General features: G+C 75.1%; 18 protein-coding genes. 4 read left to right on the forward strand and 14 right to left on the reverse strand.

Annotated features, from left to right (window positions below):
- Positions 1–10 precede the first annotated feature (10 nt).
- Complete coding sequence (locus tag GCU67_RS15910) at positions 11–370, forward strand: PH domain-containing protein (RefSeq protein ID WP_170311068.1); 360 nt, start codon at positions 11–13, stop codon at positions 368–370.
- A gap of 79 nt (positions 371–449) precedes the next feature.
- On the opposite strand, the gene GCU67_RS15915 is transcribed toward GCU67_RS15910, so the two are convergent.
- Entirely contained in the window at positions 450–1,424 is a 975-nt protein-coding gene (locus GCU67_RS15915; RefSeq protein WP_338105070.1) for a 2-hydroxyacid dehydrogenase, read from the reverse strand.
- Between the two features lie 82 nt (positions 1,425–1,506).
- Between GCU67_RS15915 and GCU67_RS15920 the strand changes: the two genes are divergently transcribed.
- Complete coding sequence (locus tag GCU67_RS15920) at positions 1,507–2,652, forward strand: PQQ-dependent sugar dehydrogenase (RefSeq protein WP_170311069.1); 1,146 nt, start codon at positions 1,507–1,509, stop codon at positions 2,650–2,652.
- A 93-nt stretch (positions 2,653–2,745) separates the two neighbouring features.
- On the opposite strand, the gene GCU67_RS15925 is transcribed toward GCU67_RS15920, so the two are convergent.
- The 5 genes from GCU67_RS15925 to gatC form a co-directional block, all read right to left on the reverse strand.
- Complete coding sequence (locus tag GCU67_RS15925) at positions 2,746–3,300, reverse strand: GNAT family N-acetyltransferase (RefSeq protein ID WP_163612196.1); 555 nt, start codon at positions 3,298–3,300, stop codon at positions 2,746–2,748.
- 9 nt (positions 3,301–3,309) lie between these two features.
- Entirely contained in the window at positions 3,310–4,815 is a 1,506-nt protein-coding gene (gatB, locus tag GCU67_RS15930; RefSeq protein ID WP_163612197.1) for an Asp-tRNA(Asn)/Glu-tRNA(Gln) amidotransferase subunit GatB, read from the reverse strand.
- Positions 4,812–4,994, reverse strand: coding sequence for a hypothetical protein (locus tag GCU67_RS15935; protein ID WP_163612198.1), 183 nt, complete (start codon positions 4,992–4,994; stop codon positions 4,812–4,814). Before GCU67_RS15935 ends, gatB begins: the two co-directional genes overlap by 4 nt.
- On the reverse strand, positions 4,991–6,508 hold the full coding sequence (gene gatA, locus GCU67_RS15940) for an Asp-tRNA(Asn)/Glu-tRNA(Gln) amidotransferase subunit GatA (RefSeq protein ID WP_338105071.1): 1,518 nt from the start codon (positions 6,506–6,508) through the stop codon (positions 4,991–4,993). Before gatA ends, GCU67_RS15935 begins: the two co-directional genes overlap by 4 nt.
- An 80-nt stretch (positions 6,509–6,588) precedes the next feature.
- Positions 6,589–6,888 carry an Asp-tRNA(Asn)/Glu-tRNA(Gln) amidotransferase subunit GatC gene (gene gatC, locus GCU67_RS15945; RefSeq protein WP_163612199.1) on the reverse strand — a complete coding sequence of 100 codons (300 nt, stop codon included), beginning with the start codon at positions 6,886–6,888 and terminating at the stop codon, positions 6,589–6,591.
- Between the two features lie 194 nt (positions 6,889–7,082).
- Here gatC and GCU67_RS15950 point away from each other — a divergent pair, with 194 nt between their 5' ends.
- Entirely contained in the window at positions 7,083–7,745 is a 663-nt protein-coding gene (locus GCU67_RS15950; protein WP_163612200.1) for an ACT domain-containing protein, read from the forward strand.
- A gap of 111 nt (positions 7,746–7,856) precedes the next feature.
- Here the strand turns inward: GCU67_RS15950 and ligA are convergent, their stop codons facing one another.
- The 3 genes from ligA to GCU67_RS15965 form a co-directional block, all read right to left on the reverse strand.
- Positions 7,857–10,151, reverse strand: a complete 2,295-nt coding sequence (ligA, locus tag GCU67_RS15955; RefSeq protein ID WP_170311070.1) for an NAD-dependent DNA ligase LigA — start codon at positions 10,149–10,151, stop codon at positions 7,857–7,859.
- 53 nt (positions 10,152–10,204) lie between these two features.
- On the reverse strand, positions 10,205–12,394 hold the full coding sequence (locus GCU67_RS15960) for a peptidase M16 family protein (protein WP_163612201.1): 2,190 nt from the start codon (positions 12,392–12,394) through the stop codon (positions 10,205–10,207).
- A gap of 64 nt (positions 12,395–12,458) precedes the next feature.
- Positions 12,459–13,661 (reverse strand): HNH endonuclease signature motif containing protein, encoded by a 1,203-nt coding sequence (locus tag GCU67_RS15965; RefSeq protein ID WP_246215202.1) that lies wholly within the window; start codon positions 13,659–13,661, stop codon positions 12,459–12,461.
- A gap of 321 nt (positions 13,662–13,982) precedes the next feature.
- Here GCU67_RS15965 and GCU67_RS15970 point away from each other — a divergent pair, with 321 nt between their 5' ends.
- Positions 13,983–14,243: a hypothetical protein gene (locus GCU67_RS15970; protein WP_163612203.1), complete on the forward strand. Its 261-nt coding sequence runs from the start codon at positions 13,983–13,985 to the stop codon at positions 14,241–14,243.
- 3 nt (positions 14,244–14,246) lie between these two features.
- Here the strand turns inward: GCU67_RS15970 and GCU67_RS15975 are convergent, their stop codons facing one another.
- From GCU67_RS15975 to GCU67_RS15995, 5 genes are all read right to left on the reverse strand, one after another.
- On the reverse strand, positions 14,247–15,305 hold the full coding sequence (locus GCU67_RS15975) for a uroporphyrinogen decarboxylase/cobalamine-independent methonine synthase family protein (protein WP_163612204.1): 1,059 nt from the start codon (positions 15,303–15,305) through the stop codon (positions 14,247–14,249).
- Between the two features lie 42 nt (positions 15,306–15,347).
- On the reverse strand, positions 15,348–16,721 hold the full coding sequence (locus GCU67_RS15980) for a bifunctional metallophosphatase/5'-nucleotidase (protein ID WP_246215203.1): 1,374 nt from the start codon (positions 16,719–16,721) through the stop codon (positions 15,348–15,350).
- A gap of 295 nt (positions 16,722–17,016) precedes the next feature.
- Entirely contained in the window at positions 17,017–17,727 is a 711-nt protein-coding gene (locus tag GCU67_RS15985; RefSeq protein ID WP_163612205.1) for a LuxR C-terminal-related transcriptional regulator, read from the reverse strand.
- Between the two features lie 93 nt (positions 17,728–17,820).
- Positions 17,821–18,447 (reverse strand): LuxR C-terminal-related transcriptional regulator, encoded by a 627-nt coding sequence (locus GCU67_RS22870; RefSeq protein WP_163612206.1) that lies wholly within the window; start codon positions 18,445–18,447, stop codon positions 17,821–17,823.
- Positions 18,444–19,361, reverse strand: a complete 918-nt coding sequence (locus tag GCU67_RS15995; RefSeq protein ID WP_163612207.1) for a hypothetical protein — start codon at positions 19,359–19,361, stop codon at positions 18,444–18,446. The genes GCU67_RS22870 and GCU67_RS15995 overlap by 4 nt, the downstream gene beginning before the upstream one ends.
- Between the last annotated feature and the right edge of the window lie 161 nt (positions 19,362–19,522).

Raw genomic sequence — 19,522 nt, forward strand, 5'->3', positions numbered from 1 at the left:
TCGTCTGCGCATGAGCCGGACAGCGCTGCTGCCGGTCGTCATCGGGTTCGCCTGCGTCCTGCCCCTGGCGGGGGTGACGCCGTGGGCGCTGCTGCTGATGGCGGTGCCGGCCGCCGCGGCCGCCTGGGTGCTGCGGGTGGGCGTCGACGTCTCCGACGCCGGGGTGACCGCGCGCTCGCTGACCAGCGCCCGCACGGTGGGCTGGTCGGAGCTGTCCGGCATCCGGGTCGGCCCCCGGGGTGACCTCTGGCTGGTCACCACCGCCGACACCCAGGTGAAGCTGCCGGTCCTGCGCGCCCGCGACCTCCCCCAGCTCTCCTCCCTCTCCGGCGGCCGCATCCCCGACCCCGAGGGCCCTTCCCCCACCTGACGGCCCCGGACTCTCGCCCGGCCCCCTCGCAGGGGCCCGCCGCGAGCTTGCTCGTGGTGGGGGGCGAGGGGGTCCTTCCTCAGTAGTCGGCGACGACGTTCTGCAGCGGCTCCCCGGCGAGGACGCGCCGGAGCTGGTCGGTGACGGCCGCGGTGGCGCGGGCCTCGGTGTCGGGCACGGCGCCGCCGACGTGCGGGGTCAGCAGCAGGCCCGGCGCGGACCACAGCGGGTGGCCCTCGGGCAGCGGCTCGGGGTCGGTGACGTCCAGGGCCGCCCGCAGGCGCCCGGCGGTCAGCTCGGCCAGCAGCGCGTCGGTGTCCACGACCACCCCGCGGGCGGCGTTGACCAGCAGCGCGCCGTCCGGCATGGCCGCGAGGAAGGCCGCGTCGACCATGCCGGTGGTCTGCGGGGTGACCGGCACGATGAGCACCACGACGTCGGCGTCGGGCAGCAGCGCGGGGAGCTCCTCGAAGCCGTGCACGCCCTCCCGGGCGGTCCGGGCGACGTAGGTGAGCTCGACGTCGAAACCGGCCATCATCGCCCCGATCGTGCGGCCGATGTCGCCGGCGCCGACCACGAGCACCCGCGCGCCGACCAGGCTGGCGACGCTCCCCGGCGACCAGCGGCCGGCGTCGGCCTCGCGGACGTAGTGCGGGATGCCGCGCTGGGCGGCCAGCGTCGCGGTGACCGCCCACTCCGCGGTGGCCGGGGTGTGCGCGCCGCGGGCGTTGCACAGGGTCACCCGCGCGGGCAGCGTGCCGGCGAACTGCTCGGCACCGGCGCTGCGCAGCTGGACCAGCTGCACGCGGGGCAGCGCGTCGAGGAGCCCGTCGGGCAGGGGACCCCGCGGCACGAGCACCTGGGCCTGCGCGGCCTCCCCGGTGGGCAGCCCGTCGCGGAGGTCGTAGCGGTGCGCCCGCACCCGCGGCGACAGCTGCTCGACCGCCTCGGCCAGCGCACCGGAGGGGACGAGCACGTGCAGCGTCTCCTCGGGACCGAGGTCCAGGACGGGCGCCGGGTGCGCGGGGGTCTGGTCGGCGGGTGCGTCGGACACGGGTCCCGACCCTAGGCCGGGCCGGCGCCCGCCACCCGTCGGGGCACCCGGTGGTGCGCGCCGTCCGTCGTACTGTGGGCCGGTGGGACGGCGGAGCACGGCACCCGGGGCCCGGCGGCTGGCCGCGGTCGCGGTGGGCTGCCTGCTGCTCGCCGGCTGCGGCGGGGACGGCTACGAGCCGGCCGGGCCGTTCCGCGAGCTGCCGCAGGGGCAGCCACCCGAGGTGGCGCCGCCGCCGGAGGGCAACAGCGTCCCCGCGCCGCCCGCCCCCGGCTCCCCTGGCAGCGGGGAGTCCGACGGCGACCCGACCGTGGTCGCGACCGACCTGGCCGTGCCCACCGGGCTGGTCGTGCTCCCGGACGGGACGGCGGTCGTCGCCGAGCGGGACACCGGCCGGCTGCTGCAGGTGTTCCCCGACCGCTCCCCCGCCCGCGAGCTGATGACCGTGCCCGGCATCGACACCACCGGTGACGGGGGCCTGCTCGGGCTGGCGATCTCGCCGACGTTCACCGAGGACGGGCTCTACTACGCCTACGTGTCCACGGCCACGGACAACCGGGTGGTCCGTTTCCCGGTCGGCGGCGCCCCGAACCCGGTGCTGACCGGCATCCCGCACGGCGAGCTGCACAACGGCGGCGGGCTGCTGTTCGGGCCCGACGGCACGCTGTACGTGGGCACCGGTGACGCCGGCGACCCGGCGCTGGCCGCGGACCCGGCGTCCCTGGCCGGCAAGGTGCTCGCCGTCGACGTGTTCGGCGAGCCGGTGGGCCCCGGGCCGGTCTTCACCAGGGGGCACCGCGACGTCACCGCACTGTGCTCCGACGGCGTGAGCCCGGTGTTCGCCGTAGACACCGACGGCGACGCCCCCGACCAGCTCGAGGCCCTGGCCGCCGGCCGGGACCTCGCGACCACCGACCCGGTGATCGAGATCGCCGCGGCCGACGCGGGCCTGGCCGGCTGCGCGGTCACCGGCCCCTACGTCTTCCTCGGCGCCCTGGACGGGGAGCGGGTGCACGTCGTCGAGCTCGACGGCACCGGTGCCCCGGTGGGCGAGCCGACCCCGTTCCTGCAGGGCCGGTACGGGCGGCTGCGCACCGTCGTCCTCGGCGGCGACGGGGCGCTGTGGATCACCACGTCCAACGAGGACGGCGTGGGCACCCCGGCCGAGGACGACGACCGGGTGCTGCGCATCCTGCCGCCCGCGGGCGGCGCCAGCTCCCCGCTCTGAACGAGGGCCCTCCTGCCCTCGGCGCCGTCCCGAGGCTCGTCCCGAGCGTGCGAGGGATGAGGAGGACGGGGTCCTCCCACTCGTGGCGGGCCCCTACAGGAGGGCCGGGCGGGTGAAGCGGTGGACGACGTGGTCGCGGGGGTCGGCCGGGTTGTCGGGGGCCATCTCCCCGGCGGCGTACCAGGTCGCCCCCGCGCGCTGCAGCGCCCGCCACGACGCGACGTTGCCTGCCGCCACCGGCACGAGCACGTCCGATGCCCCCGGGTGGTCGGCGAACCCCCGGGCCACCGCTGCGGCGATGAGCCCCGCCCCGACGCCCCGGCCACGCGCGTCGGGCTCCCCGACGAGGTAGTCGATGCTCAGGGCACCGGGCGGCACCTCACAGACCGGGGCCAGCTCCTCGACGTACTCGGGGTGGGCCCCGATCGGGTAGAGCTGCACCAGCCCGACCGGCCGGCCGTCCACCTCGCCGACGAGGAGGGCCGTGACGTCCTCGCCGTCCAGGCTGGGGCCGAAGTCCCGCTCGACCGCCTCGGGGCTGCTGTCGTGCGCCCACCAGCGGGCGACGAGCGGCTCGGCCAGCCAGCGGCAGAGCAGCGGGAAGTCCGCCCGGGTGAGCGGGCGGAGCTCGACGGTGGGCAGGGCCACCGCCCCAGGCTAGGAGCCCAGCACCCGTTCCTCCAGCATCCGCTTCACGGTCGGCGCATCGGCCTTGCCGCGGGTCGTCTTCATGACCGCACCGACGAGGGCGCCGAGTGCCGCGACCTTGCCCGACTGCACCTTGGCGATGACGTCGGGGGCGCCGGCGATCGCGGCCTCGACCGCGGCCACCAGCTCGTCGGACTCCCCCATCACGGCCAGCCCCTGGGCCTCGACGACCTGCGCCGGGTCGCCCTGGCCGGCCAGCACGCCGTCGAGCACCTGCCGGGCGAGCTTGTCGTTGATCGTGCCCGCACTGACCAGCCCGCACAGCTGCGCGACCTGGACCGGGGTGACGGCCAGCTCGCCGAGCTCGACACCGGTGTCGTTGGCGCGGCGGGCGAGGTCGCCCAGCCACCACTTGCGGGCGTCGCCCGGGGCGGCGCCGGCGGCGACGGTCTGCTCCACCAGGCCGAGGGCGCCGGCGTTGGCCAGCCAGGTCATCTCGGTGCCCGAGATGCCCCACTCCTCCTGCAGCCGGACCCGGCGGGCGGCCGGCAGCTCCGGGAGGCCGGCGCGCAGCGTCTCGATCCAGTCGGCGTCGGGGGCCAGCGGCACGAGGTCGGGCTCGGGGAAGTACCGGTAGTCGGTCGCCTCCTCCTTGCTGCGCCCCGACGACGTGGTGCCGGTGTCCTCGTGGAAGTGCCGGGTCTCCTGCACCACCCGGCCGCCGTCGTCCAGGACGGCGGCCTGCCGGCGCATCTCGAACCGCACGGCCCGCTCGACCGACCGCAGCGAGTTCACGTTCTTGGTCTCGGTGCGGGTGCCGAGCTCGGTGGCGCCGGTCGGGTTGAGCGAGATGTTGACGTCGCAGCGCAGGCTGCCCTGCTCCATCCGCACGTCGGAGGCGCCGAGGGCCTGGACGATCTCGCGCAGCTCGGTGACGTAGGCGCGGGCGACCTCGGGGGCCAGCGCACCGGCGCCGGGCACCGGGCGGGTGACGATCTCCACCAGCGGGATGCCGGCCCGGTTGAAGTCGACCAGCGAGTGGTCGGCGCCGTGGATGCGGCCGGTGGCGCCACCGACGTGCAGGTTCTTGCCGGTGTCCTCCTCCAGGTGCACCCGCTCGATCTCCACGCGGTACGTGCGCCCCTCGACGTCGACGTCCAGGAAGCCGTCCACGCACAGCGGCTCGTCGAACTGGCTGGTCTGGTAGCCCTTGGGGATGTCGGGGTAGAAGTAGTTCTTCCGCGCGAACCGCGACCAGCTGGCGATGCTGCAGCCCAGCGCGAGGCCGATCTGGATGGTCGACTCCACGGCCGCGGCGTTGGCCACCGGCAGCGAGCCGGGCATGCCCAGGCAGACCGGGCAGGTCTGGGTGTTGGGCTCGGCACCGAAGGTGGTCGAGCAGCCGCAGAACATCTTCGAGGCGGTGCCCAGCTCGACGTGGGTCTCCAGGCCGATGACGGGCTCGTAGCGGGTCAGCAGCTCGTCGTAGTCGACGAGGCGGTCGGTGGTGCTCACGAGCGCTCCTCAGGAGAGGACGGTGCGGAGCGGAAGGCGACGAGCGCAGCGCCTCCGGTCAGCACCCCCAGGACGATGAAGACGGCGAAGACGGGACGGCCGCTGACGGCCCAGCCGATGATCCCCGCGGCGATGACGAAGACGGTCAGCGCCCAGGCGGCCTTGAGCGCGCCGTTCACGCGCGCCCCCCGGGCAGCTCGTCGAGCAGGCGGTGCCCGCGGGCGGCGTCCTGCGCGGCCTCGAGCGCGGCGGCGACCCGGTAGCAGCGGTCGTCGGCCAGCGCCGGCGCCATGACCTGGAAGCCGACCGGCAGGCCCTCGGACAGCCCGCTGGGGACCGAGATCGCCGGCAGCCCCGCCAGGCTGGCGGGGAGGGTGCACAGGTCGGCGGCATACATCGCGATCGGGTCCTCGACGCGGGAGCCGATCGGGAAGGCGACCGTCGGGGTGGTGGGGCTGACCAGCACGTCGACGCCGGTGAAGGCGGCGGTGAAGTCGCGGGCGATGAGCGTGCGCACCTTCTGCGCCTGGGCGTAGTAGGCGTCGTAGAGCCCGCTGGACAGCGCGTAGGTGCCCAGGATGATCCGCCGCTTGACCTCGGGGCCGAAGCCCTGCTCGCGGGTCAGCGCCATGACCTCGTCGAGGTCGTGGCTGCCGTCGTCGCCGACCCGCAGGCCGAACCGGACGCCCTCGTAGCGGGACAGGTTCGACGAGGCCTCGCTGGGGGCGATGAGGTAGTAGGCCGGCAGCGCCAGGTCGAACGACGGGCAGGAGACCTCGACGACCTCGGCGCCCAGGCTCGCCAGCAGCTCGACCGCCTCGCGGGTGCGGGCGAGGACGCCGTCCTCGTAGCCCTCGGTGTGCCCGTCGCCGCCCAACTCGCGGACGACGCCGACCCGGAGGCCGCGCAGGTCGCCGGCCGCACCGGCCCGGGCGGCGGCGGCCAGCCCGGTGAGCGGGCTGTCGATGCTGGTGGAGTCGCGCGGGTCGTGGCCGCCGATCACCTCGTGCATCACCGCGGCGTCGAGCACCGTGCGCGCCATCGGACCGGCCTGGTCCAGGCTGGAGGAGAAGGCGATGAGGCCGTAGCGGGACACCGAGCCGTAGGTGGGCTTGTGCCCGACCAGACCGGTGACGGCGGCCGGCTGGCGGATGGAGCCGCCGGTGTCGGTGCCGATCGACCAGGGCGCGAGGTGCCCGGCGACCGCGGCGCTGGAGCCACCGGAGGAGCCGCCGGGGATCCGGTCGCGGTCCCAGGGGTTGCGGGTGACCTGGTAGGCGGAGTTCTCGGTGGAGGAGCCCATCGCGAACTCGTCCATGTTGGTCTTGCCCAGCAGCACCGTGCCGGCCTCGGCCAACCGGGTGGCGATGGTGGCGCTGTACGGCGGGCGCCAGCCCTCGAGGATCTTCGAGCCGCTGGTGGTCGGCACGCCCTCGGTGACGACGAGGTCCTTGAGCGCCACGGGCACGCCGGCCAGCGGGCCGAGCTCGTCGCCAGCAGCACGGGCAGCGTCGACCGCGGCCGCGGCGGCGAGGGCGGAGTCGCGCTCGACGTGCAGGTAGGCGCCCAGCGCACCGTCCTCGGCGGCGATGCGGTCCAGGTGCGCGGTGGCCACCTCGACCGCGCTCACCTCACCGGCGGTCAGCAGCCGGGACAGCCCCGCGACGTCGGTGGTGGTCAGGTCCGAGCCCACTGCTCGACTCCCCACTCGTTCCGCTCCTCGGTCGCTGGCGCTCCCTGCGATGCTCGCTCGCGGGTCGTTCTCGGCGCTGCTCACTCGGCGTCCCCCAGGATGCGCGGCACGCGGAAGCGGTCGTCCTCGGCGGCGGGCGCACCGGCCAGCACGACGTCGCGCGACAGGCTCGGGGCCACCACGTCGGCACGCAGCACGTTGGTCAGCGGGACGGCGTGCGTCATCGGCGGCACGTCGGCCACTGCGGCGTCACCGACCCGCGCCACGGCGGCCAGCACCTGGTCGAGCTGCCCGGCGAACCGGTCCAGCTCCTCGTCGGTGACCGCCAGACGGGCCAGACGGGCGAGGTGCGCCACGTCGTCCCGGGAGATGCTGCTCAAAGCTGGAGGACCTCACTTCGTCGACGTCGTGCTGCCGCGACCTGCGCCGCAGACCTCGTGTCAACTGTACGTGGGGCAGGTCGCTCCCCCGGCCGCGCGCCGGTGTTCGCCACAGGGCCCCCTGATGCGGGAGGCTCCTCGCTGTCCGCGATCGACGCCGATCGGCCCGTTCAGCAGGCGCACCCGGAGGATCCGTGTCCTACCTCTTGCGGCTGGTCGTGCCCGACCGGCCCGGCACGCTCGGCGCCGTCGCCACCGCGCTCGGCGCTGCCGGCATCGACATCGTCTCCGTCGACGTCCTCGAGCGCGGCAACGGCGTCGCCGTCGACGACGTGGTCGTGGAGCTGCCCACCGACCGCGTGGCCGACAGCCTGATCACCGCAGCGACCAGCGTGCCCGGCGTCCAGGTGGAGTCGCTGCGCCCGTTCGCCGGCCCGATGGACACCCACCGCGAGCTCGACCTGCTGGAGGCCCTCGCCCCGGCCGGGGTCGGGACGGCGAAGGTGCTGGCCGCCGAGCTGCCCCGGGTGTTCCGCAGCGGCTGGGCGGTGGTGCTCGCCGGGACGTCGGCGGACCTGACCGTGCTGGCCGCCTCCGACGCCGCGCCCGTGCTGGACGGCGTGCCGCTGCCGTGGCTGCCGCTGACCACTCCCCTGCTGCTGCCCAGCGACGCCGAGTGGGTGCCGCTGCGCTGGCAGGAGATGGCCGTGGAGATGATGGCCGCCCCGCTGGACCCCGACGGCACCGCGGTGCTGCTGGGCCGCTCGGGTGGCCCGGTGTTCCGGCGGTCGGAACTGCTGCGGCTGGCGCACCTCACCGGTCTGGCCGCCACCGTCGCCCGGCTGCCACCGGCATGAGCAAGGACCCCGCTGCCCCCACCGCTCGCACGCTCGGGGCGGGACCTGCAGCGGGGTCACGTGCGACGGAGCCGTGTACGGCGACGGGGGCCCAGGCCTCCGACGGGGCCGTCAGGCCTCGGGCGCCCCGTCCGTGGTGGGCTCGTCGGCGACCGGCTCGGCAGCTTCCGCCGGGGGCTTCTTCCGCGACCGCGGCGCCCGCTTCGGCTTGGGCTGGGGCTCGGCACCTGCCTCCGGCTCCGCCGGCTCGGTGCCGTCGCCGATGGTGGCCACCTCGCGGGCGGCGTCCGGGCCCTGCTCGAGCAGCACGGTGAAGCCGTCGTCGTCCAGGATCGGGGCCTTGACCTGCACCGCCTTGTCGTACTTGCTGCCCGGGTCGGCGCCGACGACGACGAAGCCGGTCTTCTTCGACACCCCGCTGGTGACCTTGCCGCCCCGCTCCTGGATGGCGGCGATGGCCTCGTCCCGGCTGTGGTCGCGCAGCGAGCCGGTGACCACGACGGTGACGCCGGTGAGCGGGCCGGGGGCGTCGTCGACGTCCGCGTCGGCCATCCGCACGCCGGCCTGGCGCCACTTCTCCAGCACATCGCGGTGCCAGTCGACGGCGAACCAGTCGCGGACCGCGGTGGCGATGGTGGGCCCGACGCCCTCGGCGGCGGCCAGCTCCTCCTCGCTCGCGGCCATCAGCCGGTCGATGGAGCGGAACTCCCGGGCCAGTGCCTGCGCCGCCGTGGGCCCGACGTGCCGGATGGACAGCGCGACCAGGACCCGCCACAGCGGCACGTCCTTGCGGGTCTGCAGGTTGGTCAGCAGCCGCCCGCCGTTGGCGGAGAGCGTCCCGTCCTTCTTCGTGAAGAACGCGGTGCGGCGCAGTGCCTCCTCGTCGAGGAAGAAGACGTCGCCCTCGTCGCTGAGCAGGTGCTCGGCGAGGAGCGCGATCGCGGCCTCGTAGCCGAGCACCTCGATGTCGAAGGCGCCGCGGCCGGCGACGTGGAAGACGCGCTCCCGCAGCTGGGCCGGGCAGGAGCGGGCGTTGGGGCAGCGGATGTCGGCGTCGCCCTCCTTCTCCGGACGCAGCTCGGTGCCGCACTCGGGGCAGTGCGTGGGGAAGACGAACTCGCGCTCGGACCCGTCGCGGGCGGCGACCACCGGGCCGAGCACCTCGGGGATGACGTCGCCGGCCTTGCGGATGACGACGGTGTCGCCGATGAGCACGCCCTTGCGCTTGACCTCGCTGGCGTTGTGCAGCGTGGCGAGCTGCACCGTGGAGCCGGCGACCTTGACCGGCTCCATGTACGCGAAGGGGGTGACCCGGCCGGTCCGCCCCACGTTGACCCGGATGTCGTGGAGCTGGGTGGTGGCCTCCTCCGGGGCGTACTTGTAGGCGATGGCCCAGCGCGGGGCGCGGCTGGTGGAGCCGAGCCGGCGCTGCAGGGAGACCTGGTCGACCTTGACCACCACGCCGTCGATCTCGTGCTCGACGGAGTGCCGCTGCTCGCCGTAGCGCTCGATGTAGGCCCAGACGGCGGGGAGGTCGGCGACCACCTCGTAGCGGGAGCTGGTCGGCAGCCCCCAGGCCGCCAGCTGCTCGTAAGCCGCGGACTGGGTGGCCGGCTCGAAGCCGCGGCGGGCACCGATGCCGTGCACGACCATGCTCAGCGGACGCTTGGCGGTCTCCCGGGCGTCCTTCTGCCGCAGCGAGCCGGCGGCGGCGTTGCGCGGGTTCGCGAACGGCGCCTTGCCGGCCTCGACCAGCCCGGCGTTGACCTCGGCGAAGGCGGCGACCGGGAAGAAGACCTCGCCGCGCACCTCGAGGAACTCCGGCAGGTCGTCGCCGGTGAGCTGCTGCGGGACGACGGCCAGGGTGCGCACGTTGGCGGTGACGTCCTCGCCGGTGACGCCGTCGCCGCGGGTGGCCGCGCCGGTGAGCCGACCGTTCTCGTAGACGAGGTCGATGGCCAGGCCGTCGACCTTCAGCTCGCACAGCCAGCCGGCACCGGTGGCGCCGTCCCGCTCGGCGCGGGCGGCCCAGGCCGACAGCTCGTCGGAGCTGAAGACGTTGTCCAGGCTCTGCATGCGCTCGGGGTGGGTGACCGGGGCGAAGGTGGCGCCGAAGCCGCCGTTGACCTTCTGGCTGGGCGAGTCGGGGGTGACCAGCGCCGGGTGGGCGGCCTCGATCGCCTTGAGCTCGCCCAGCAGCTCGTCGTACTGGCCGTCGCTGACCAGCGGCGCGTCCTGCACGTAGTAGGCGAAGGCGTACCGGTCCAGCTCCTCGGCGAGGTCGCGGTGCCTGGTGCGCGCGTCGTCGGGGACCTCGGTGAGGTCCTCCCGGTCGACGGCGGCCTCGACCGCGGGCTGGTCGGGTCCGCCGACGGCTTCCTGCTCCACCTGGTCCGCGCTGGTCACGCCGGGAACCGTAACCGGAGGTCCCGACAGTCCGCGGCCGATGCGGTCCCGGGTCACCTCGCCGGGTGGCCCCCGTCCCGGGCCACCGCGGGCGCGCGCCGGACGTCCCGGAGGCTGGAGAACAGCAGCCCGGCGCACACGACGGCACCGGCGATGCGCCAGCCGGTGAGCTCGCCGTCCACGGTGAGCAGCCGCACCGTGAGGACCGCCAGCGCCACCGCGGAGACCGCGTTGGCCGCCCGGTACCAGCCGGGACGGCTGTTGCTGAGCGCGAACCAGCGGTCGGCCCAGTTGCCGCTGCCCGGCGGCGGTGCGGAGTCCCCGCGCATGGCGGAGCGGAAGCCGGCCAGCGCGCCCCGACCCGCCACGCGCTCCACCGTCGCGACGTCCCGTCCGGCGAGCAGGTCCACGACCTCGCCCGGCAGTCCGAGCGCCGTGACGACACGGGCGACGACCTCGTCCGGAGTGCCGTCGGCGGCCAGCACACCGGCCAGGACCTCTTCCGGCACGTCGGTGAGCTCGGCCAGCAGGGCCGCGTCACCGGGGGCACCTCCCCAGCGGTGCCGGTCGACCTCCACACCGGCGCGCAGCAGGACGTAGTCGACGTCGGCGTGCCCCTGCCGGAGCAGGAGGGCGACGGTCCGCCGTCCGGCGACCCCGGCCAGCTCGACCGCCCGGTCGGACGCGGCCTGCTCGTCGTCCACGACGATCCCCGTCCAGCGCTCGTTGGTCACGATGACCGCGTCGGTCCGGGTCATCCCGACCGCCTCCCGGACCCGGTACGGCGGCGCGAGCAGCAGCAGGACCCCGCCGCCCTCCTGGTCGGCGGTCACCTGGAGCCCGGCCGGGACCTCGGCGGAGGCCCGGGCCAGCACCGCTGCGCCGTCACGCCAGTCGGCGGCGACCAGCGGCACGGCGAAGCCGTCCCGTCCGTAGAGCCGCAGCTCGTCCGGCCCCTCGCGGACCAGGCCGACCGCGTCGGTCCAGCGGACGGTCACCTGCTCGTCGGTGCCGAGCACGACGCTCACGCCGGTGTCCCCGACCACCAGGCGGGCTCCGTCCGGTGCGCCCGAGCGCCGTCCGGGGCGGTGCTCGACACCGTCGACCAGCTCCGTGGACCACGCGGGCACCTGCTGCAGGCCCGCGGGCGCGGACTCCTCGGGCACGCTCAGCAGCGCGGCCGCACGCAGCCGGCGAGCACACTCCTGCAGCGCCTGCGGGGTCAACGCGGCCGCGTCCCGGAGCAGGTCCGCGGTCGTGACGGGGGGCAGGCCCCTGACTGCCGCCCGGGCGAGGGAGCGCGCCTCGGCGACCGACCAGCGCGGGTCGGCGACCGACTCCGCCAGCACGCTGCGCTGATGGTCGATCTCCCCCTGGTCCGGGCCTTCGCCGGCCAGTCGCTGTACCTGACGCCAGAGGACCTCCGCGGCCACGGACGCCTGACCGTCGCGGACGTCGGTGCTCAGCGCGACGAACGTCCGGTCCGGTCCGATCGCGACCTGCTCGGTGCCGACGGCGTAGGCGATGCCCCGGCGGTGTCGCAGCTCCTCCTCCACCCGGAGGCGCAGCACCTCGAGGGTGGCGCTGAGGGCCGGCTCGTCGGTCACGAGCGCACCCAGCGTGATCCTGTCGTCGAGCGGGGAACCGGTCCACGCCGGTGACGACACGGGCAGCGACCTGGCAGCCTCCCGGACCGGCGCCGGACCGTCGGCCAGTGGCAGCCGGATGGCGCCGACGCCCGGCCCGGACACCCACAGCGCAGCGTTCTGCCGGACGAACCACCGGGCGGCCCAGGCCCGGACGTCGTCCCCGGTCAGGGAGCGCAGGGCCGGCTCGGGCGCAGCGGCCAGACCGAAGGTGGTGGCGCCGTACAGCTCACCGAGCAGGACGGCGACGCCCGGCGGGGCCACGCTGCCGCCCTCGGCACGCAGGACGTCGGCCTCGACGGCGAGCCGGTCCACCGGCAGGTCGGCCAGGGCCCGACAGACGGACTCCAGGAAGGCCGCCACCTGGTCGGGGGTGCCCGCGGCGGTGAACTCGGTGGTGGTCAGGTCGACGGAAGCGTTGGCGTCGACGACCGTGCGGCCGACCGCGGCCATGGCCAGGTGCTCGACCAGGTGGGTGATCCCGCCGTGCACGAAGGACTCGTCGCGCCGGCCGACGCCGAACACCAGACCCGCGGTGAACGGGGGCGGCCCGTCGGTGAGGAGGACAGGGACACCGTCGATCCGGCTCGGCTGCACGGCGGCACAGTAGTGCGCGACAGCGTGCTCGCACCGGTACCTGGCGCAGTGTCCCCCGGGCGGGTCATCGCCCGCCGGAACGCCCGGGACGCACCTCGGGCAGCAGCTCGCTACAGCGGTGGTCGATGAGGATCTCGGTGCCGTCGGGTCTCCAGGTGCGCCAGCGGTGACCAGGTGGTGCGCCGTCGTCACGCTGCACGCGGAACCCGTGGTGGACCTTCGTGTGGTGGCGTTCGCAGAGCAACGCGGAGTTGTCGAGGCTGGTCTCTCCGCCGTTGACCCACTCGACGAGGTGGTGGACGTCGCACCAGTGGGTCGGCGCTCCACAACCGGCGAACACGCAGTGCCCGTCGCGGTTCTCGACCGCCTTCCTCAGGTGCGGCAGGACCACCCGGTGGGTGCGGCCGACGTCCAGCGGGAGCCGGTCGGGGCCGAGGCCGATCCTGGTGATGGTCGAGTCGCACGCCACCCAGCGGGCCCGGGCTGCCGACAGTGTGGCGCCGAAGCCCGTCCGCGCGGCGTCCGGGCCGGCGCCGAAGTCGACCAGGTCCTCCAGGTCGACGGTCACGACGACGTGCGGTTTCACCGTCCGCAGCGTCGGCAGACTCCCGCCGGCGAGCTGGTTGTCGCACAACTGCACGAACGCGTCGGCGTTCTGCTGCGCGCGGGTTCGCTCGTCGCCCTTCGGCCGGTCGGCCTGCACGATCGACTCGATCGCGGCCTGCACCTTCTCCCCGCCGACGGCGTCCAGGTCGAAGCGCCCGGTCACGGTCCCATCGGCGTGCTTCGCGATCGACAGCCGCCGCCCCTCGGTCGGGTCCGGCTCCGGGCCGTCCGGGTCCAACGCGTCCTCGAAGGCCTGCACTGCTGCCACCAACGTCTGGTGCGACGCCTCGGCCGCCACGGTCGTCCATGCCTCGTCGAACGGCGCGAGGTCGATGCCCTGCCCGGCTGCCTTCGCCAGCTCCACCGAACCGATCTTCGACGCCACCACGTCCATCTGTGCCGCGGTCACGGCTCCCTCGGCGAAGCCGGCCGCCAGGGCAGGGAAGAGCTCCAGCGCCCGCCCCGACCGCACGATCCTCGATGCCTCCGTCGGCGCCAGCCGAGCGTGCCCGACCAGCCAGGAGCGCATGGTCCTGATGCCGTCGTGCTCTGGGGCCTGCGTCAGCTCCCCGTGCCGCACCGTGCGGGTCAACTCGGCGTCCAGCCGGTTCCGCAGCGTCACCAGTTCCGCCGTCCGGTCCAGCACCTGACCGTCTGACAACGCATGGAGGTCCTCAGCCGCCAGGGCGTCGAGAGCCGACCGCAACTCGCTCACCACACCCCCGCAGCCGCGTCGAACAGGTGTTCGAAGTCTACTGCCCACGAGAGCGGTGGACAAGACGAAAGCGCAGCTCAAGGCGGCTTTCACACCACCGGGACTCGCTCGGGAACGGGGGTCGACACCGCGAGCACGATGGCCCCGTGCACCCCGACCTCGAGCGCGCTCTGCAGCCGGTGCTGACCGACCTGCGGACCACGGGCGCACCCGTACCGCGGATCGAGGACAGCGGACTGGACGGGCGACCCCGACCGCCCCGGCGCCGTGCTGTGGAGCCCCGACGGCAGCGGCCAGGGCGTCGCCGTCAGCGCCGGCGGACCGCCGGCCGAGCAGGAGGTCGAGGTCGCCGACCAGGTGCAGAAGTGGGCGGTGGAGGAGCTGTGGGGCAGCGCCCCGACCAACTGGCCGCGTTGCCCGCGCCACCCGACGACCCACCCGCTGGCGTCCCGCCTGCTCGGTGGCGTCGCCTGGTGGATCTGCCCGCACGACGGGGTGGCGGTCAGCGAGGTCGGACGCCTGCGCTGAGCCTCACTCCGGGAGCAGGAACCTGGCCGCCTCGCGGACGTGGGCCATCGCCGTCCGGGCGTAGGCGGGGCTGGCGCCGGCCAGGCCGCAGGCGGGCGTGAGCGTGACGGCGGTGTGCAGCCGCTCGGCGGGGAAGCCGAGCTCGCGCCACCAGGCGTGCAGCCGGCTGGCGGTGGCCTTCGGCGCCACGAGGATCGTGTCGGTGCCGGGAACGACGCCCACGAACAAGTGGGTGCCGGCCTCGACGGCCGTGCCGACGGCGTCGAGGTCCTGCACCATGCCGAGGTCGAAGGACAGGCCCTCGGCGCCCGCGGCGCGGAAGAGGTCCAGCGGCGCCCGGTTGGCGCAGCAGTGCACGACGACCGGCACCGGCACCCGGGCGACGAGCGCGGCGAGCTGCTCCTCGACCACGTTCGACTCGACGGCGGAGAGCTTGCCGAAGCCGCTGATCGTCGGGAGCCCGCCGTCCAGGACGGCGGGGACCGACGGCTCGTCGAGCTGGACGACGACCCGGGCACCCGGCACCCGCGCGGAGACGGCGGCCACGTGCGCGGCGATGCCCTCGGTCAGCGACTGGGCCAGGTCACGCCGGGCACCGGGGTCGACCACGGCCCGGTCACCGCGGGTGCGCTCGAGCCCGGCGGCCAGCGTCCACGGCCCGGCCACCTGCACCTTGAACGGACCCACGTAGCGCTCGGCCACGTCGAAGAGGGCGTCGAGGTCCCGGTCGAGCATCTCCTGGGCCCGGCGCAGGTCGTTGCCCGGGCGCGGGACGAGCCGCCACCCGGAGGGCGTGAGGTCGACCGCGATGTCGACGAGCAGCGCCGCCGTCCGGCCGAGCACGTCCGCACCGGCGCCGCGTCCGGGCAGCTCGGGCAGGTGCGGCAGGTCCGGCAGCTCGCCGACGACCAGCCGCACCGCCTCCACCGGGTCGGTGCCGGGGAGCGAGCCGATGCCAGAGGCCGGCCCCCACGGGGTGGGGACCGGCCTCAGGTCGTCAGTGCTGCCGGGCTCGTCACCCGGGGTGTTGCTGTCGTGCCGGTCTTCGGTCGGCGAGGTCACGGCGGCGACGGTAGACCGCCACAGCCGTGACCGGCCGAGCGGTCAGGCGACCGTCTTCGCGAGGTCGGCCGGGGGCGGGCTGACCGGCGAGTGCGTCCGGAAGTACTCGACCGCGGTGTCCGCGTCGACCGGTCCGGTGACCGGGTTCGTGCCGGTCTCGAAGGCGGCGAAGCTGTCGCCCCCGCCGACCAGGAAGGAGTTCACCACCACCCGGTAGCTGGCCGCCGGGTCGATCGGCGTGCCGTCGAGGGTGATGGACCCCTCGATCACCCGCTGACCCGCGGGCAGGGACGCGTCGTAGGAGCAGGAGAAGCCCTCCGAGGTGCCCAGGATCAGCTGCGACGAGCGCGCCGCCGACGGGAACTGCTGCTCCAGCACGTCCTTGATGGCCGCACCGCTCAACGTCACCGCGTTCACCGTGTTGCCGAACGGCTGCACGTCGAACACCTCCCGGTAGGTGACCTGGCCCGGGGGCTCGCCACCCTGGCTGGCGGCGTAGGTCAGGTCGGTGCGCAGGCCGCCGGGGTTCATGACGGCGAGGACGGGGTTGCCGTACGCAGCGGTCTGCATGGCCTCCAGCTGGGCCTGCGCGATGAGGTTGCCCAGGCTGGACTCCCCGCCGCGACTCTCGACCGGGGTCGGCGTCGGGTTCGTCGGCGTCGGGGCCGGGGTGACGAAGGCGCGGGTGATGTCCTTGGTGATCGAGCCGACGACGACGTTGCCGGCCACGCCCGCGCGGGCGTTCCAGTGGTCGACGATCGACTGCACGGCGGGGTCGGGCGCGACCCGGGTGACCGGCACGTTGGTCGCCCGGTAGGTGGCCGTGCGGTCGACGTCACCGGACTGCCGGTCCAACGAGAGCCGGATGTCGGTGGTCAGCCGGCCGTAGTAGCCGGCCTGCGTGACCAGGCGCTTGACGCCCGTGCCGTCGGGGAGCAGGCAGTTGTAGGCCCAGTGGGAGTGCGCGCTCACGATCAGGTCGACCGCGGAGTCGATGCGCTTGCTGATGTCCACGAGGGGCCCGGTCAGGTTCGTGCAGCCGTCGCAGGCCGAGGTGCTCGTCGGGATCGCGTTGCCCACCGAGCCGCCCTCGTGCACCAGGACGCCGATGGCCTGGATCCCCATGGCCTTCAACCGGGGCACCCAGGTGTTCACCGCGACGGCCTCGTCGATGAGGTGGACGTCGGCGATGCCGGTGGGCGAGACGATGGTCGGGGTCGTCCGGGTGACCACGCCGATCATGGCGCCATCCTGGTTCGCCGGGGTGGTGAACACCTCGTCGAAGGAGTTCTGCAGCCGCTTCACGGTGGTGGAGACGTCGTCGGGCGTGCCGTAGGCCGTGTCCGGTCCGGGCGAGGTGAGCAGCTGGCTGTCACCGCCCAGGGTGTTGGTGATCCGGCCGTGGAAGTCGTTCATGGCCAGCAGCTGGACGGTGACGTCCTCGGGGCCGGCGGCGGCCTTGGCGCCGCGTCGGCGGCGACGGGGACGCCCACGGCCGCGGAGACGGCCATGGTGAGGGCGGTGGTCACGCGCATTCGGCGCACGGGTCCTCCAGGACACACGGGACGCGGCCGCACGGAAGCACAGGCCGGTGAGGAGAGGTCAGCTCGAGGTCATGACTCGTCGTCACCCCGCATGACTTGAGAGCGAGACGACGCTGACCCGGACCTGTGCCGCTGCCCATGCCCCGCCGAGAGCCGACCCGCAGCGTTCACCTCCCGTCACCCGGACCCGGCTGCCCGAACAGCGCCGCCACCGGGCGCCGCGGCGCGGTGGCCAGACACAGCGTGCGCCGGGCCTCGATGGTGGCCTGCAGCTGTGACGCCGCCGCCAGCTTCGAACGCACCTGCTCGGCGTGCGTGCGCGCGGTGGTCACCGCCAGCCCCAGCCGCTCGGCGACCGCGGCGTGCCCGTGCCCGGCGGCCATCAGCGCCAGCACCTGGCGCTGGCGGGGAGTCATCGCGGCCAGCCGCTGCCGGGCCTCGGCGTGCACCGCGACGGCGTCGGCCAGCTCACGCAGCACGTCGGCGCGCAGCGCCACCGGCACGGTCAGCCCACCCCCGGCGACCGTGCGGGCGACAGCGGCGAACCGGCGCGGGCTCGAGGTCAGCGCGGCCGCCCCCGATGCACCGTCCAGCAGGTCCGCCACGACGCCGCGGACCGAGAGCGAGTCCCGGCAGGTCATCAGCGGGACCGCGACCCCGCGGTGGGCCAGCGCCTCGGTCACCTCGCCGACCTCGCCGTCCCCGGCGGCCATCACGACCAGCCCGATCGCCTGCCGGACGCGCAGGACGGCGTCGGCCTGGTCCACCGTGCACGTGTCCCCGGCGACGCCGGCCGCCCGCAGGACCGCCGCGACCGCCTCGGCCACGACCCGCTGCGGATGGCAGACGAGCACCGGGCACGGCGTAGACCCGGCCATCGGCCCCTCCCCCACGACTCGTGGGAAGCGTCCCGGCCCACCGCCGCCGGAGGTGGCCCGACGGGCGCATCCTCGGCGGACGACGGCCCGCCCTCACGCACCGTGGTCGTGCGGTGGCGGCCAGCCTGCCCCGGCGGCGTCGGCGTAGAGCGCCACCGCCCGCAGCCGCGAGTGCACCCCGAGGCGGTGCAGCAGCACGTTGACGTGGGTCCGGACGGTGTTGACCGAGACCGCCATCCGCCGCGCGATCTCCGGGGTGGACACCCCCTCGGCCAGCAGCGCCAGCACCTCGCGCTGGCGAGGCGTCAGCCCGTGGAGCACGTCGGCCGGCGCAGCGGCCCCGGGCGGTGTCACCGGTGTGCGGTGTGGACCCGGACGGGCGAGCACGTCGGCGAGCTCCTGCGCCGTGCACCCGGCGGGCAGCACCTGCACGACGACGTCCGGCGGCCACGCCGCCGTCGCCGCACCCACCAGGACCACGGTGGTGCCCGGCGGCACGGCAGCGCGGAGCACGGCGGAGAACGAGTCGCTCCCGCCGGCCGACGGCAGCAGCACGACCGTCGTCCCGGCCCGGGCGTCGAGGACGTCGACGAGCCGGTCCGGGTCGGAGAGGCCGACGACGCCCAGCCCCGGGTGCCGGCCCAGCGCCCCGGCCAGGCCCTCGGCCACCACCGGCCGGGCGTCGGCCACCACGACGGGCCGGGCGGTGGGCACGGTCACCGGGTGGTCACCACCCGCGTCCAGGAGCCCGCGGGGACGTCCGCGTCGTCGACGAACCACCAGTCGACCCGGTCGTCCTGACCGTCGAGCTCGGCGAAGCCCAGGCAGCCGTTGAGCGCCGGGCTCACGTCCATGCCCGCGCCGTTGTAGCGCTCGTTCGCCGGCCGGGCATCGTCGACGCCGAACACGTACGCCGCGTCGTCGTACTCGCCCGGCCCGGCGTCCTGGACCTGCCCGAAGCAGACCCGCTCCCCCTTCCGCACCGCCACCCACCGGTTCTTCATCAGCGACCGGTCCGGGTCGGCCAGCCGTTCGGCCCAGCCCGGGTCGTGCGCCCACGGGACGACCTCGGCGCGCACGGCCGCGGCCTCCGGGTCGTTGACGTCGTCGAAGGGGAGGTCCAGGTAGAAGGGGTTCTCCCGCGGGGCCATCCGGGTCGGGAACCAGCCGTTCGTGGCCACCCGGGGCTCGGTGCGGCACTGGTCGTCGACGACCACCCCGTCGCACCCGCCGTAGTGCGCCAGCCAGTCGTCGTCGTAGGTCGAGAACACCTGGCTGCCGTCCTCGGCGGTGGGGTCGAACACCTCGCCGACCCAGAAGGTCGTGGCCACGACGTCGGTGTGCACCGGGTACCGCCCCGCGGGCGGCGGGAACACCCCCGCAGACGTCGTCCCGGGAGCAGGGACGCCGGGAGCAGGGGTCCCCGGGCCCGGGACGACGGGAGCCGGGGTGGTCGGCGCTGCGGTGCTCGGGACCGCGGCGGTCGTGGAGGGGACCGCCGACGGCGCCGCAGAGCTGGCGGCCGTGGGTGCGGCCACCGCACCGGGAGCCGCGTCACTGCTCCCGCAGCCTGTCGCGCAGACCGCGACGAGCGCGAGCGCCAGCACCCGGACCGGTCGACTCCTCGCGCTCACCCGGGGACCGTACGACCGGACCGGCGGGCACGGCGCCCTCGTGGACGCCGGTCGTCCCGCGCGACCTCATGCAAAGCGAGGACCCCCGGCAGCGGAGCGTTGTCCGGGCGCCCGGGCAGGGCGACCCTCCGCACGCGAGTGGCTGCACCGACGCGGCCACC

It is taken from the genome of Modestobacter muralis (genome assembly GCF_010682105.1).
Taxonomy (GTDB): Bacteria; Actinomycetota; Actinomycetes; order Mycobacteriales; family Geodermatophilaceae; genus Modestobacter; species Modestobacter muralis.

Bases quoted from the DNA above. Each gene is read 5' to 3' on its own strand.
- GCU67_RS15980 (WP_246215203.1), bottom strand. From the start codon at position 16,721: ATGAACGACTTCCACGGCCGGATCACCAACACCCTGGGCGGTGACAGC.
- GCU67_RS15910 (WP_170311068.1), top strand. From the start codon at position 11: ATGAGCCGGACAGCGCTGCTGCCGGTCGTCATCGGGTTCGCCTGCGTC.
- GCU67_RS15985 (WP_163612205.1), bottom strand. From the start codon at position 17,727: ATGGCCGGGTCTACGCCGTGCCCGGTGCTCGTCTGCCATCCGCAGCGG.